Annotated in this window: 12 protein-coding genes and 1 pseudogene; 6 read left to right on the top strand and 7 right to left on the bottom strand. The window is 46.0% G+C overall.

What is annotated here, in order from left to right; translation table 11 throughout:
* Position 1 precedes the first annotated feature (1 nt).
* The 5 genes from F608_RS0105780 to F608_RS0105800 are packed head-to-tail and all read left to right on the top strand — an operon-like array spanning position 2 to position 4,826.
* Entirely contained in the window at positions 2–1,147 is a 1,146-nt protein-coding gene (locus F608_RS0105780; RefSeq protein WP_022664665.1) for a class I SAM-dependent methyltransferase, read from the top strand.
* Complete coding sequence (locus F608_RS0105785; protein WP_022664666.1) at positions 1,137–1,955, top strand: transketolase; 819 nt, start codon at positions 1,137–1,139, stop codon at positions 1,953–1,955. Before F608_RS0105780 ends, F608_RS0105785 begins: the two co-directional genes overlap by 11 nt.
* Complete coding sequence (locus tag F608_RS0105790) at positions 1,952–2,872, top strand: transketolase family protein (RefSeq protein WP_022664667.1); 921 nt, start codon at positions 1,952–1,954, stop codon at positions 2,870–2,872. The genes F608_RS0105785 and F608_RS0105790 overlap by 4 nt, the downstream gene beginning before the upstream one ends.
* A gap of 2 nt (positions 2,873–2,874) precedes the next feature.
* A complete protein-coding gene (locus F608_RS0105795; RefSeq protein WP_022664668.1) occupies positions 2,875–3,624 on the top strand; it encodes an SDR family NAD(P)-dependent oxidoreductase in 750 nt (249 codons plus the stop codon).
* The gene (locus F608_RS0105800) at positions 3,624–4,826 is read left to right on the top strand and encodes an ATP-grasp domain-containing protein (RefSeq protein WP_022664669.1); all 1,203 of its coding nucleotides are present in this window, start codon (positions 3,624–3,626) and stop codon (positions 4,824–4,826) included. The genes F608_RS0105795 and F608_RS0105800 overlap by 1 nt, the downstream gene beginning before the upstream one ends.
* Before the next feature lie 159 nt (positions 4,827–4,985).
* On the opposite strand, the gene F608_RS30845 is transcribed toward F608_RS0105800, so the two are convergent.
* The 5 genes and pseudogenes from F608_RS30845 to F608_RS37315 all read right to left on the bottom strand — a co-directional run.
* Positions 4,986–5,753, bottom strand: coding sequence for a TylF/MycF/NovP-related O-methyltransferase (locus F608_RS30845; protein WP_051148502.1), 768 nt, complete (start codon positions 5,751–5,753; stop codon positions 4,986–4,988).
* A gap of 210 nt (positions 5,754–5,963) precedes the next feature.
* Positions 5,964–6,083, bottom strand: a complete 120-nt coding sequence (locus F608_RS37310) for a DUF6765 family protein (protein WP_425248194.1) — start codon at positions 6,081–6,083, stop codon at positions 5,964–5,966.
* 772 nt (positions 6,084–6,855) lie between these two features.
* A complete protein-coding gene (locus F608_RS0105815) occupies positions 6,856–7,908 on the bottom strand; it encodes a class I SAM-dependent methyltransferase (RefSeq protein WP_022664672.1) in 1,053 nt (350 codons plus the stop codon).
* Between the two features lie 108 nt (positions 7,909–8,016).
* On the bottom strand, positions 8,017–9,786 hold the full coding sequence (locus F608_RS36845; protein WP_244154245.1) for a tetratricopeptide repeat protein: 1,770 nt from the start codon (positions 9,784–9,786) through the stop codon (positions 8,017–8,019).
* Positions 9,787–9,795: 9 nt separating this feature from the next.
* Positions 9,796–10,914 (bottom strand): annotated as a pseudogene (locus F608_RS37315) (motility associated factor glycosyltransferase family protein); the annotation flags it as partial.
* A 248-nt stretch (positions 10,915–11,162) separates the two neighbouring features.
* Between F608_RS37315 and F608_RS34435 the strand changes: the two are divergent.
* Positions 11,163–14,528 (top strand): flagellin N-terminal helical domain-containing protein, encoded by a 3,366-nt coding sequence (locus F608_RS34435; RefSeq protein ID WP_022664674.1) that lies wholly within the window; start codon positions 11,163–11,165, stop codon positions 14,526–14,528.
* A 24-nt stretch (positions 14,529–14,552) separates the two neighbouring features.
* On the opposite strand, the gene F608_RS34440 is transcribed toward F608_RS34435, so the two are convergent.
* Both F608_RS34440 and F608_RS34445 read right to left on the bottom strand, forming a co-directional pair.
* Positions 14,553–14,888 carry a class I SAM-dependent methyltransferase gene (locus F608_RS34440; RefSeq protein WP_022664675.1) on the bottom strand — a complete coding sequence of 112 codons (336 nt, stop codon included), beginning with the start codon at positions 14,886–14,888 and terminating at the stop codon, positions 14,553–14,555.
* A gap of 4 nt (positions 14,889–14,892) precedes the next feature.
* On the bottom strand, positions 14,893–15,663 hold the full coding sequence (locus F608_RS34445) for a class I SAM-dependent DNA methyltransferase (RefSeq protein WP_161626823.1): 771 nt from the start codon (positions 15,661–15,663) through the stop codon (positions 14,893–14,895).
* Positions 15,664–15,836 lie beyond the last annotated feature (173 nt).

The following is a 15,836-nucleotide window of genomic DNA, read 5'->3' on the forward strand; positions in this document are numbered from 1 at the left end:
TATGGATAAAATGATTGAAGAATGTTGCATATGCGGGGGGCAGGATTTTAAACTAATTTTCCGGGAGACCAAAAAAATTTCCGGGGGAACCTATGTTTTCAATAATGTGATCTGCATGTACTGCGGTCTGATCTTTATCAATCCCCGGGTAGGAATATTTCATCATGCAGACTATTACAAACATAAAGGAATTTTTCATTTAGAGGGTGAAAAAGGAAGGTTTCATAAAATCAATTTGAATCGAATCGAGTTTATCAATAAATATAAAAATAGGTTTAAAAAACATACCTTGCTGGATGTCGGCTGTTCCTCCGGGGAGTTCTTAACCATCGCAAATCAGTTTGGATGGGAGGTTGAGGGCATTGAGGTAACCGATTTTTACAATTCCTCGCTACAGAGAAAAGGGTTTGTTGTTTATAATCAGCCGTTAAAATTTTTACCGAAACACAAGAGATACAGCCTGATTGCATATTGCGCTGTCTTAGAGCATCTGGAAAATCCGATTGAAGAAATGCAGTCTGCCTGTGATCATCTAACAGAAGACGGTCTGCTCTTTATTGAAGTACCGAATGCTGAATTTCCCACAGATTATTTCTATACGCCCGAGCATATCTTCAATTACACTATTCCCAGTATGGATAATCTGCTGGCCAAAGTGGGGATGGAGATTAAAGAAGTCAATGAGAACACCAGAGGCAAATATGTGCTCCAGGTATTGGCCAAAAAAAGCAGCCGTAAAAGACCCGTAAGCAAGATAAGTGCTCAATATCTGGAATCCCTGATAAAATCCTCAGAAAAAAATTCCGCTGACCAGAACCAAATGAAAGAAAAAATCATCTGCAGGCTGGAAACTATTTTTGAAAAAAATAAGGGGAAAAGTATTTTCCTCTACGGAGCCGGCCAGCATGCGAACGATTTACTGGGACTGCATCCCCGGACATTAGACCGGATTGAAGGCTTCTTTGATTCTGATCCTAAAAGTATCGATAAAACCCTGTTTGGAAAACCCATCTACCATAAAACAAACTTGAGAGAAATATCCCCTGATGTGATTATTATATCCTCTTTTGCGTTTGAAGATGAGATCTACAACAACTTAAAAGAAATATATGACATCGATAAGGTATTTAAATTATATGAAAATTGATCTTTTAAAAAAAAAGTCAGCACAGATCAGGAAGGATCTGCTACAGATGGTCTGTGCCGCCGGAACAGGCCATCCCGGCGGAAGCCTGTCCATTACCGATCTGCTTGTATATTTATACTACCATGAAATGAATTATGACCCCGGACAACCCCAGTGGGAAGAGCGTGACCGCCTGATTTTGTCAAAAGGCCACTCCGCCCCTGCCCTGTTTGCCATATTGATCGATCTGGGGGTTGTTTCTAAAAAAAAGTTTCATACATTGAGAAAAATAGGCTCCGACCTGCAGGGACATCCTGTTTTGGGAAAAACTCCTGGTGTGGACATGACGGCAGGCTCTCTTGGAATGGGGCTGTCTGCCGGAGTAGGGATGGCTTTGAGTGCCAGATACACGGGGATGAGTTATAAAACGTATACCATACTCGGTGACGGAGAGTTGAATGAGGGACAGGTATGGGAAGCGGCCATGTCAGCCGCACACCATAAGCTGGATAACCTGATTGCCATTGTAGACTATAATAAACTTCAGATTATGGGAAGCAACGACGAGGTTATGGGATTGAACAGTCTGGCCGCCAAATGGTCCTCTTTTAACTGGAATGTTGTTTCCTGTGATGGGCATAATTTTATTTCCATGGAGACTGCGTTTACTGAAATTAAAAATATAAAAAACAAGCCAAGCGTCATCATTGCGGACACCATAAAGGGAAAAGGCGTTTCATATATGGAAAATCAGGCGAATTGGCATGGAAGCAATGTGCCCAGCCAGGAAGAACTGCAAAGGGCAATAAAGGATATTGACGGCCAATGATGTCGACAAGAGAAAGCTTCGGAATCGAATTGGTAAACTGCGGCAAAAATGATAATAACTTTGTTGTTTTTGACGCGGATGTGGCCGGTGCAACCTGCACCGATCTTTTTGCTAAAAAATTTCCAAAAAGATTCTTCCAGTTTGGTGTTGCCGAACAGAACATGGTCGGAGCGGCTGCGGGTTTTGCATCCACAGGCATCCCTGTTGTTGCAGCGACCTTTGGAGTCTTCCTGAGCATGAGGGCGATTGAGCAGTACAGGACCCTTATCGCTTACAGCAATCTTCCCGTTGTTCTTATCGGGAGCCACTCCGGTGCGGACGCAGGACCTGACGGTGTTACCCATCAGGCCATTGAAGATATAGCCATTTTTAGATCCATACCCAATACAATTGTTTTGCAGCCTGCGGATGAAAGGGAGATGAAATATTTACTGGCAGAGGCCATTTCCTTAAAAAAACCTGTTTATATGAGAACGATCCGTTCAAAAACAGAAACCCTCTCCGGCAGGAACAGCAGAATCGGCCAGGGGCAAGTGCTGAAAAAAGGCAAAGATTTAACCATTGTTGCCAGTGGGATCATGGTCCAAAGAGCCATGGAGGCAGCCAATATTCTGGGCAAAAAAAATATCGATATTGAGGTGATTAATATCTCTACCATTAAACCCATTGACAAGGAATTAATTCTTGCTTCGATTAAAAAAACTAACCGGGTAATCACTGCGGAAGATCATAATGTAATCAATGGGCTTGGAGCCGCCGTTTCTGAAACTGTTACAAGCCAATACCCGGTTAAGCAATACAGGATCGGTATTAATGACAGATTTACGGAATCAGGGGATCCAAATGACCTGGCCGCCAAGTATGAACTGGATGTAAAGGCGATTGTTTCAATGATCAATCAAATGGTTAAGGAGTAATCATGGGCGTAAAAGAAAGAGTTGCATTAATTACAGGGGCATCAAGGGGTATTGGAAGAGGCCTTGCTGTTGGATTTGCCAGGGCAGGCGCCCAAGTTGTTGTCAATTATCGGAAATCCAGAGAAGAGGCAGACAAAACGGTTAATCAAATCATTGACCAGGGCGGTCGGGCGATGGCCATCCAGGCGGACGTGTCTGAACGCAAGGATGTCGTCAGGATGAAAAATGAGATTATGCATAATTTGGGTCGCCTGGATATTCTGGTCAACAATGCAGGGATGAACCGGCAGAATTTTTTCTGGGATATCACCGATGAGGAATGGGATCTTCTGATGAAGGTGAATTTAAAATCCGTATTCATCTGCGCCCAGGAGTTTATGCCTGTTATGGCGGAAAACAACTGGGGAAGAATCATTAATATTGCCTCTGTTTCAGGGCAGTACGGCGGCCCCAAGACATTGCACTATGCAACCTCAAAAGCCGGAATTATCTCTTTGACCCAAGGTCTTTCCAGATATGGAGCCAAAGATAATATCCTGGTCAATGCCATTGCCCCGGGGATCATTAAAACAGATATGACCAAAAAAGAACTTGAGGGGCCGATGGGGAAAACACTGGTGGAGGGGACCCTGGTTAAAAAACCAGGGGAAATCAATGATGTCCTCCAGGCTTGCCTTCACCTTGCATCAGATGAACAGAATTATATAACCGGGCACACATTGAACGTGAACGGGGGGATATATTTAGGATAATGGCTTGTGACGATAAATACCTGATCGTCTTAGGTGCAGGCCCGGACCAGGTTCCCGCCTATGTTGAGGCAAAAAAGCTGGGCATCAAAACGATTGCAGTGGATTACAACCCCAAGTCTGTGGCGTTCACGAATGCAGATATTTCCCTGATCGCCAGTGTAAAGGATAGGGAAGAGACCATAAAGGCCCTGAAAAATCTCAATCAGGAGTATTGCGGCGTACTCACCCTGGGAGTGGAAATATCCCCTGTTGTTGCCGCGATTGCAAAGGAATTCGGATTGAACGGCGTTTCAGAAAAAACCGCCTATCTAACCACAAATAAATGTGCCCGCTACGAGATGCTGGCAGATACCGGTGTATTGATTCCCAAATTTCAGATCGTGAAAGATATGGCTTCGATTGGCATGGACTACCCCTTTGTCATTAAGCCAAGCGATAATTCTGCTTCACGGGGCGTCCGGTTCATTGCAAATGAAAAGGATCTGAAATCATCCTTTGAAGATGCCAGGCGATTGTCAACAGACGGCATGGCCTTAATCGAAGAATATCTGGACGGGGCCCAGATCAGCATTGAAGGATTGATGGTCAACAACAAATTGCATTGCACCGCATATGGGGATAGAAATTATGACAGAAATCCTGATTTTTATCCTTTTTTTGTTGAAGACGGCGGAGACAGTCCTTCCAAGTATGATGAGTTCAAGGACCAGGCAATCCAAGCCTTTGAAAAAGCGGCTCAAATTCTCGGGATAGAAAACGGCCCCACCAAAGGAGATCTGATCCTTCATGACAATAAGGTCTATGTGATAGAGGTGACTTCCCGTCTCAGCGGAGGCGGGTTCTGTACGCGGATCGTCTATAACCAGACCGGTGTCAATCTCGTCATTCCCACGATCAAGCAGGCCTGCGGTCTGCCTGTTGAAGATAAAGACTTCCTTCCTGACAGGAAAAAATATGTATCCTGCCGTTTCTTCTTTCACGAACCCGGTAAGATCGTGTCCATTCAAGGACTTGATAAAATTGAAGAGATGCCCGGGATTGTGGATTTCGTGATGCAACGCCCCATCAAAATCGGGGATGTACTCGAGCCCGTGTCATATGCCAATCGTTTATTTTATGTAATTGCTGTTGCCGATGACAGAAAAACGGCAATAAAGTACAGTGAAGATGCCATTAACAGTGTAGAGATTACCGTTCAATAAAAGAATTTTAGATAATCTCTGTATCGTCACTCCCGAGGCTATCATGGCCTCAGAGCAAATAAAAGCAACTGCCAAGAAAGAGGGGGAAACTACAAGACATAGAATTCTCCATAACTGACAGGAAAAGCTCTATTGTCTGTCAAATGAAAGAGCCGTTGATTACAAAGCTTCCTCTACAGAATCTGAGTTCAATTTCATTACAATTGCATGTCCGTTTAGATTATGTATGACGTATCTGTCATCAAATCCTCTGAGCTCATTAACATATTTGGTAATTCCGGAACATCCGAAAAAACCATAATCATCAAAAACCAGCAACCCTCCTACAACTAATCTACTCCAAACCCAATCAACTATATCTCTTGCGGATTCATAAACATCGACATCTATATGACAGAAACAAAACACTTCGTTTTTGATCTTATGAGCAGTATCTTCCGGGAAAATACCCTCCAGGATCTCATAGTTATTGCAATGTAGATCTTCGGAAAGCAATTTTTTTACTATACCAACAGATGTATCTCTATGTTCCCCTCCTTTATATGAAGAATCTTTTGCCCCGGCTTTAACCACACCTTGAAATGTGTCGGCACAATATACTTTTTTATCCGGTGATAATTTTGAGGTTCTGCTGCAAAAAATTGCAGAGGTGCCTCCCCGCCATACCCCTATTTCTAAAACGTTTCCATTTAATCTTATACACTGAGAAATAAGCTGCCATAATTCATAGCATCTATATATATCAACAAGGGTGTTCCTTTTAATTTTTTCATAGAGTTCTTGAAACTCATTATCTATCAACCATGGTGAATAATGAGCCCTTGGAATCACATATCCGTATCCAGGAGTCTTTTTTCGTGGTCGTTTTAATAGGGTATGGCCAAGGCGTTTTGATACAAAATTAAGTACGTTATAGTCTATATTCAAAATCCCCCCCTCAAGTAACAAATAGTTTCTATTAGAACTTATCCCCGTAGCCTATAGGCAATTCGTCTCCCACAAATTTGTTTCTGCTCCGGTCAAAGAGTCCTCCGAAAAACCCTCAAAGATGCTCCTGGGTTTCGTATAGATCGTCGCCGGGATTTCCAAAGCTGATATCGTCGTCCTCATCATTGATCCCTGCAAAGCCCCCTGGTCCTAAGTATCTGCGTAGATATGCCTGGTGATGCCCGGATAATGCAGGCCAAAGGGTATGTCGCCGTCCCTGATGCAAACGGAGATCATTTCCTTTTCTACGGGGTTGTTCTTCCTGCAGATGACCTCTTCCGTATGCTTTTATCCAAAATTTCCCCAGGATCCTGCACTGCCTGGGAGAATCAAAAGGATTCCTGGCCAGATCATTGGCAGAACAATAACCTTATTTGCCTGTTTCCCAGACATACAGCCCTCCCTTATAGTGAGAGTCGTACTTTCATTCGCAGCCAAGAAATTCAAAAAACCAAAGGCCTAAATGAATTGAGAAACCGGGTTACCGGGTTTATCTCCGGACAATATCTTTCAGTTTGTTTCAAATTCAGAATCCGATCAGGAGGAATAGAAATGAGTTGTTTCGCTTTATCAACCGAGTAGGAACATCAAATCGACTCTGTAATAGAACGGTATGTATCACAGGTAGCAAGGGGATTCAATTAAAAGCCGTCCTCCAAATGCCTTGAGAGTATGATTGCACATTCGAGTTGTAACATGTTGAGAAGACATTCGGCATAATATTAATCCGGCAAGTGAATCTCGCTCCCGCATAGCAGGACGGCATCCCTTTTGAAATCCTGATCATACTTTCTTCTTGGTTGTGAACTCATGTTTTATCCTCCCTAATTTGCATTATAAGGGCTTAGCCGATTGTCTACAATATCGGGGGAGGATCACCTTCTCAGGGAAGATGAAAATCGAGGAAGAACACGTGGCTTAGTCAGTGGTAGAGTTGAGACCAAAAAGAAAAGTGCAAAAGATATTTAACACTGCCTTGACGCAACCTTTATACCGATTTGGGAAACCGGTACCTGTCAGATCGGATCTGAACTACTGCAATTTAATCTATCGGGGACAGCATTGATATAACATCTTCAATCAATATCACCAACGCTGGATCAACTCCCTGATTTTGAATAAGATAATTTTTTATTTCTTTTCCGTAATGAATTGAAGACACCAGTATTTTACCTGTATCCACCTGTGATATATCTGTTTCTTTCGGGTTGATGAGTTTTTTCCCAAAAATTTCTTTCCCTTGCTTATTGATGTCACTATCAAATATAAATCTGATTTCATCTTTGCTGAAATATGGTTTAATGAGTTGTTCAAAGTTGCCGCCCGCACCAAAAACAGAAAAACTTTTACCAAGTACGTTAAGGGTGCTTTTATACTCTTTAATACGAGTTGAAATATCTTTCTTTTTCATAGCAGTTAGCCTAATAGAATCTGTGTAAACCGGACTCTGATATACATTGGTTTCCAGTTTACTTATTTCAAATCCACAGGAATTAAGTAATAAACCGATACTGGTTGCAGAAAAAGAATGGATATGCTCGTCATTCATATCAACGGGAAAAAAAACCGAACCTGATAAAGAATTAGGCACCTCGATTATAATAGTACCCTTATCGTCCAGCCATTTAAATATTCTTTTCAATATTTCTCCTGGCTTTTGTATGTGTTCCAGAACATGAAATAACAGGACCAAATCGTAACAGGTATCCGGATTGTGTTCTTCTATGTAAGTGTTATATATTTTTGTCAGATTTTTTTTCGCATCTTTAAAATCAAGACTGGGCTCCAGTCCGATATATTTGACCTTATTTCTCTCAAGTACATAAGCCCCAAGATCACCTTCTGCACAACCTATATCAAGAATTCTAAATCCTTCTTTAATTACAGGTTTTATATAATTGTATCTATTGCCTATTTTTTCTAAATAATTAGATGCATTCCTGTTTCGACCTTCTTTAATGGAATATGAACTAGTTACATCGTAATCTAAGGAAAAATAGTGGTTACAAAAATCACAGAACAGCAAACGGCGAGATGTAAACTCTTCATATCCATTTGCGGGTGAATTACATATTGGGCATTTATCATTGTTCATAAAGTTTTCCTGCACAGATATTAAATTCGTTGCTGTAGAAAACCGCTCAATTTGTCCCAGGTTGGATACAAAATTCTTGAAGTGCCTCTGATTTGTAGAAAACCTTGGCTATCCTTTATTTAACAAATATTTATATTGCCGAAAGGATTCATGGGCGGCTTCAAGCTCACCAAGCTTCATATAACAATCTCCAATATCCTTTAAAACCTCAATTTTTTCAGGCAGGGCCATGAAATACTGTTCATAAGCAGCAATGGCTCCCCTGTAATCTTCAGCGGCCTTAAGATTGTTGCCTATGTTACACCAGTAAACCGCATAATTTCTATCCAGCTCCACGGCCTTTTTCAGAAAAGCCAACCCGGATTCGAAATTTTTTGCTTCAAAGCATAAATCTGCCATGGCTATATGAATATCCGGCGCATTGGGCCTTACAGAGCAGGCTGCCTGGTAATTCTCCAACGCGTTTTGGTAATCTCCCTGTATTGCCAAAACCTTTCCATAAAGAAGATGAAATCCACAAACAGTATTTTCTCCCAACACTCCTGCCAGAACAGGGTCTTCTGGCATGCGGATAGTCCAGTTTTTGATTATTTTTCTTTCAGGGGAGTCAATCTCTCCATTCGCTTTCTGGAATACCAGCTGAACTCTCTCAAAATCCGATTTTGCAATTCTTCGGACTTCTTCTGCCGCCTCATCGTTATCGGGACATGATTTGATTGCATCGAAAAGCAGCATTTCTCCAATATAGTTTCTATCCTTTGACTTTCCAGTTCTTTTCAGAATCGACATTGCCTGTTTTAAATAAAAAGTGCTCACCTCATGCATTTTTCCATGAAGCTGATCAGCATATTTTTTATCTGATTGTAAAATTTCCAGTCTCTTTTCCCAGGCTGCTGCATAATTATCCCGGTATAAATTAATCAGCCCGAGATAATAATGATAGTCAACGGTTTCACAAAACGCAGTCCTGCTTTGATCTAAAAGGGTCTCAAGCAGAATAATATTCCCAGCCTGCAAGTACAGCTCAGCCAGTTTCAAAAATATTTGTTTATCCGGAGAGTCTGCATCAAGCCGTTCCATAAACTGATTTTCTGCTTTATGATATCTGACGGTCTCATTGATCTTTTCTTTCAGCCAGGCCAGGTTCTCCATTCTGATCTTGTTGATTTTATCGACCCTCAGGACACTTCGTGAAAACCACTCAAAATACTTTTCAGGATCTCCTTCCAATGCATCAACGGCCTTTTTCTCCCTTTCATTCTGCCGAAGGCCTTCCAGGGTTATTTCGTCAAAAAGGGAAAACAGCTGCATATTATCTGCTCTCTTATGACAACGGTCCAGGTCGGAAACTTTGACTCGGAACGCCTCTGGAAACTCTGAAAAAGAGGATACTTTGGTCCCCTTTTTTTCCATTTGCATCAATTTTTTCTGGACCGGCCCGGATATCTTTTCCGCTTTTTGAACCACCCTCTCTGCTTTATTGATTTCAACCAGAACGGATTCCAGAGCTGCTGTCAAAACCGGAGGATTCATCAAATCTTCGATTTTGACGGAGAATTCCTCTTTGCAGTACTTGTCAATGGCCTTTACCAAGGGCATATGTTCAGCCCCCTCAATAAAAACGCCTCCCTCGGTGGCGTTGATCACACAATTTTCTGATTCCTGGATCATTTTTTCAAAGGTGCGTTGGTACCCATTCATTTGGCGGCTGGTTGGAACCTTGGCTTCCACGTTTCCCTTCACCCAGAATATGTCCTGGCCGGTTTCCAGCTGATTTTTGACCTTTTCATTACTGGAAAGCACAACATTGTTCGAATGCCCTTTCCGATTTGAAAAGGCAAGGTCCTGCCCTATAAAGATGATGGGATCACACCCCATCAGGTTGGCGGAAACAAAATTAAGATGGGCAACGGTTCCTGCACCTCCGATGCTGACCTTGCCTCCCATCATCCCGTTGATCCAATTCTCCAGAGCATTCCGGCTATAGGCCCAGAACACATTTTTTGCCGGGAATCGTTTGGGCACCCGATCCGTTACCCAGGTTGTACAAATCAGGTTGGTTTCTCTGCAGGCAGGATTGGCAGCAACCCCGGCAATTTTTTTCCATGTCATCCAATTATAATCAATGGAGGTAACAAAATGCGGAACAATTCCCTTGTCCAGCAATGCCGGCAAAGCCGAATCAACACTGATTATGACGGCCTTACCCTCTGCCTGACGGATCTGATCAATGTTTTTATCAAGGGACGGGCCGGCAGCGATGATGATTGCCGGCACATTCCTGAATCTGCCGTCCAGCTCCTCCAGTTTTCTGTCATGGTGCATGGAGGTCAAGTGCTTGAGCCGGTTCTCGATAAAGGTCCGACCATGAGTCAGTTTTGTGTTCCCTTCTGAATTAAAGGCAGATATATAGTCTGCCACGATAGGAGCCAGTTCTTCGTATTCCCTGTTAATCCTTGAACAACTGGTCAGGGTTAAGGTATGGATGTCTTCCAGCATCAGGGCCCTGTGGACCGGAGCCATGACTTCCGATAGATTTCCTGGCTTTTCCAGACAAATAATCAGGCGCCCGTCACTCAAGGTTTCTGCAAGATCCATAAGCTTCAGGGCATGGGCAAAGAACTCCACATTCAATTCAAATACGACCAGATACTGAATTTTCCTTCTTTTTCTCAGTAATTCCATAACCGAATACCCCAATCCCATGCCGAACATCAGGACAACACCGGTGGAATTTTCCGGGACCATGGACAGAAAAATACCGGCTTCCCGCCCAGGTTCTTTGGAGTCATGGATCAGGATGGGCTGGGCTTCCAAAAGAGTTGCCTTGAGATTCAGCCTCCCGTTTGGGGCCGTAACCACCTCTATTCCCTTACCCTCGCCATTTTCCAGGTGTCGGCATACAACCTCGAATGCCATGGGATGATTTTTTTCCAATAAAACCATGTTCTGATCAAAATAAGGGGACTTGGTTTCTAACATGGGTCTCTCCGTTCTGACTTGCATGATTGCTGTTCAACATTCTACTATATCCCACGGCTCTAAAAAAAGGCAAACCATAAATATTCTTTTAAAGAATCCCCTATTCAGACCGATACTACTTGTTAAGCAAGATTATTCCGTTGAAAGGAGGTGAAACAATAAAAACGGAGGAAACTCTTTAATTTTTTGACCCAATAAAAACAATTTAAAACGAAACAGATCCAAATGTCCGGGAAAGGATTCCCGGATACAATCTACATGGAGGAATAAACATGGCTCTTAGAATCAACACCAATGTGTCCGCATTAAATGCCCACAAAAACATGATTAAAACCGACAACGCACTTTCAACATCCCTTGAAAGGCTTTCGTCGGGTTTGAGAATCAACAAGGCGGCCGACGATGCGTCCGGCATGTCCATTGCCGATTCACTCCGCTCCCAGGGTATGGGCCTTGGCCAGGCGATCAAAAACGCAAACGACGGTATCAATATCGTTCAGACCGCGGATGCGGCCCTGGACGAGTCCATCAATATCGTCAACACCATTAAAACCAAATCCATCCAGGCAGCCCAGGACGGCCAGACCACCGAGTCCAGGGCCGCCATCCAGGCAGATATTGACAAGCTGATGGAAGAGCTGGACACCATTGCCAGAACCACCTCTTTCAACGGCCAGAAACTTCTGTCCGGTCAGTTCACCGACAAACGGTTCCAGATCGGGGCCTACTCCGGTGAAACCGTTAACATCTCCATTGCCTCATCCGAGTCCAACAAAATCGGTCATGTCACCACGGGAACCCTTTCCCTGGCAGGCAACAAGGCCGGAACGGTTGAGCTTGCCATTTACAGTATGCTCCAGGATGAGAACTACCAGATCGAAGCAACCGACGTGAAGTACAACAACTCACGGGAAAACTCCATGGCTGCCGTGGCAGACGCCATCAACAAACTGACCGATGTCCTGGGCATCACAGCCCAGGCAGATGTCAAGTCCACAACGGCTTCCACCGTTGGCGCGGGCACCCTGAGCGAATTTTCCATCAACGGCATTGTCATGAACGGCGTCAATGTCAAGGATAATGATTCGGACGGCTCCCTGGTCAAGGCCATCAACGCCAAAACCTCCCAGCACGGAGTGCTGGCCACAGTTGCCGGCGGTTTTCTGACACTGAAATCAAGTGACGGCAGGGCTATTGAGGTCAAAGCAGATGATGCGGGACTTGCTTCCGTATTCAAGGGCCAGGATATGTCCACCATCGGGGAAATCAAACTGAACCAGGCCGGTTCCAATGACATTATCATCACCAATGTGAACGGCGGGGATGTGGTCACCCTGACCAACAAAATGGACATCGGGGCATCCGAGGAGTTCACCTCTTCTTCCATGGCAGAAGTCGGCTCAAAGCTTGCCAGGAATTCAATCCTCGGCGGCGGCTGGAACACCAACCAGGACATCGTGGCCAGCGTCGCCTTTACGGATGACATTGTCACCACCCAGGATTCCACAGTGGCGGCCAATTCCGTTCTGGGCGCAGACTCCATCATTGAGTTCCAGGGCACCATTTTCGGGGATGTCACGGCCAAAGCCACCACCGGCAGCACAACCGCCGTAGGCTCTGCCGGGGTTTACTCAAGCCTGAAGACAAACTCAGTGCTGGGAGCCGGTTCCGTGATCGGAAACGGCACGGCCCTTGGAGGCGAAACCGTGGTCGAAGCCACAGGAACCACCACTGCCGAAGGTGATATCAAATCCGGATCAGCCCTGGCAGCAGGCACTGTCCTGGCCAAAGACACAATACTGGTTGGCACGGATGTGAGTATCGAACAGACCGATATCACTGTAAGCGACAGCGACATAAAGGCAGACTCCACCCTGGCGGCCGGATCCGTTCTCGGGAAATCCACCGATCTGGGCGGCAATAACGGCATTATCGTGGAAACCACCGAGGCCACCGAATCTGACAGCACACTCGGCGCCAGTGGAACCATCCTCAAGACCGGCACGATCCTGGGTAACGGCACGACAACGGCAGAAAACCAGGCAACCGAAATCCTGCAGACCGGGGAACTTACGGCCACCAGTTCACTGATTTCCGGCACGGTTATTGGCGCTGGAACGCTTCTGAAGGCAGGAACCTATCTTTCTTCAGGCCAGATTATCACAGACGTGGACGGTACCACCACCTTTGGAGTAGTGGGAAGCGGTGTATATCTGTCACAGGACGTGGTTCTTCTTAATTCTGTAACCACATCCGGGAATGGTATTGATGCAGCTGCAAACAGCACCTTGGCCAATGGAACTACCCTGGCTTCAGGCTCCACGGTTTATGCCGATATTACCCTGGCAGCGGATCAGACCCTGTCCGGGACCACTGATATCACGGCCAAGGTAGGCACCATCCTGGCCGGAGGCACCACACTGGGTTCCGGCTCCACCATCGGCATTGACATTACCCTGAGAAGTGCGGCCACGCTATCGGCAGACGTTACAGCCAAGCAAGGATCCATGCTGGCTGACGGGACCTCCCTGAAAGCGGACTCCCAAATCGCGGCAGACATCACCCTGAAAAACAACACGGTTACAAGCGGGGCCGGAATAGCCGCCAAGACCGGATCCAGTTATGCAGAAGGGACCATTTTTGCCGCAGGCTCGGATGTCAAGACAGAGCTGACCCTGGCCAAAGCGTCCACCCTGACGGCAGATATGGATAACATCCAAAAAGAGATCACACTGGGCACAGGCTCCATTCTGGCGGCCACCAGTATACTCCGAGAAGGTTCCGTCTTCCACGGCAACCTTCAGCTGACCGGAAATCTCAACGTCAAAAAAGACCAGGACTTTGGTGCAGGCTCCACAATTGAGCTGACCAGCACCTTTATCAAGGCCGGGTCCACCATTGGTGGAGATGCCCAGTTGAAACAGGATATGGACGTCATCAAGGACGCATTTACCCTGGGTATCGGCACCAGGCTGGCCAACCGATCCATGCTGAGCAACGGTTCCACCTTCGGCGGCACCGTCACCCTGAGCGATGATGAAAAGATTGCGGCAGGCACCCAGATGAAGCTTGAGAAAGGCTCCACCCTGGCGGCCGGATCCGTGATCGCGGCCGGCACCTACCTGACCACCGACATCACTGCCGATAACGGCATGGTGTATGAAGCGGGTCAGGAACTGGATGAGGCCATTACTACGGGCGGCTCCAATGTGCTGGCCGAGGCCATGACCCTGAAGGGCGGCTCCGTTATTGCCGACGGCAGTAAACTTACCGCCAATGCAGGCAGCAATTCAGCTGCTGCTGAGCTGACGGATTCCGAAACCAACCGGTTCTCCGATGTGGACGTACTGACCCAGGAAAGCGCCCAGATCGCCATCGCCGTGGCCGACGCCACCTTAAAGGATCTGGACAAGATCCGGGCGGATCTGGGTTCCGTACAAAACCAGCTCAGCTCCACCATCGCCAACATTTCAACCACACGGGTGAACGTGTTCTCCGCGGAATCAACCATCAGAGACGTTGACTTCGCCGAAGAATCATCCAACTTTACCAAGATGCAGATCCTGTCACAGGCCGGCACCTTTGCCATGAGCCAGGCCAATGCCAGCTCACAGAACGTTTTGAGCCTGCTCCAGTAATGCAACAGACGTAAAGATACACCCTTAAACCAAGGAGCGCCCCGGGAAATTTCCGGGGCGCTCTTTATTTTTCCCCATCCACTCCAGGATATAAAGATTTCCGGTAATCCGGCGGCCTTCCTCTTTTCTGATTTCTGTAGGTATGCAGGTCCTGGTTACAAAACCGCTCCGGGCAGCCTCTGACTGTACATAGAGGGGGCCGTGGCCGTACCGGCCGCTTGGGAGCAGGGAAAACCCCCGGACATCCGGGTTGTCTTCAGTGGAAAACAAAAAAAATCCCCCCTTGCCCACGGCTTCCGCCACCAGGGGGAAAAGATCCTCCAGCATGCCCAGGTATATCAGGACGTCGGCTGCCAGCACCAGATCATACCCTTGCTCCGCCCTGGCTCAGAAACTCCCGGATATCCGCCCGGAACAACCGGTAATAGACTCCTTTCTCCCGGGCCTTTTCCAGCATTTTCCCGGACAGATCCACCCCGGTCATACTGCCGGCAAGGTCCTGGAACGCCTCCCCCGCAAGTCCCGTGCCGCAGCCAAGATCCAGCAGGGCCTCAAATCTTTTTGTTTTTTCCAAAAACGAAACAAAAGCCTGCTTCAGTTTGGAAGGTACATGGCAATCCAATGTCCTGACCAGCTGATCTTCGAAATGATCCGCATAATCGTCAAACACCCCGGTCACAAATTCCCTGGGGGCCTTTTTCTGCCGGTCCATCCCTGAAAGCCCATCCAGCATGTACCGGGCATTGGCATCATTGGGATCCAGGGCCATCAATTGCCTGTAACAGTCTGCCGCCTCCTTGACACGGCCCACCCTTTTCAGGACGGCCCCGAGGTTCTCGTCCAGGCCTATTGCCTTTTGATAGAAAACTATGGCGCGACCCGCCTGATCCTGTTTATGAAGGCATCGTCCCATATTATAGTGGAGCTGGGCAATATTCGGATTGATGGCAACGGCATGTTTAAAACCCTCCATTGCCTCATCATATTGCTTGACCTCAAGAAAGGCCAGTCCCTGGTTGTTCAGGGCGACAATATCATCAGGAAGAATAGACAGTATTTTTCTGTAAATAGAGATGGCCTCGATATAGTTGCCCGAACTCAGGAGTTCGGACGCCATGCTATACCATTGGTTCATATCCTCTTTGAAAATCTCTTCCATCCGGAAGAATTAAGCAAGAATGTCCTTCTTGTCAATAAAGGAATCGGATCTCATTGGATTCATAATCTGCTGACAAAACACTTGTCTCAATTGATTGGCATGCTTGTTGCTCTTTTCTATACCACAAAGGCAAAACAGCATAGAAAAGC

The sequence above is a fragment of the Desulfospira joergensenii DSM 10085 genome, assembly GCF_000420085.1.
GTDB classification, from domain to species: Bacteria; Desulfobacterota; Desulfobacteria; order Desulfobacterales; family Desulfobacteraceae; genus Desulfospira; species Desulfospira joergensenii.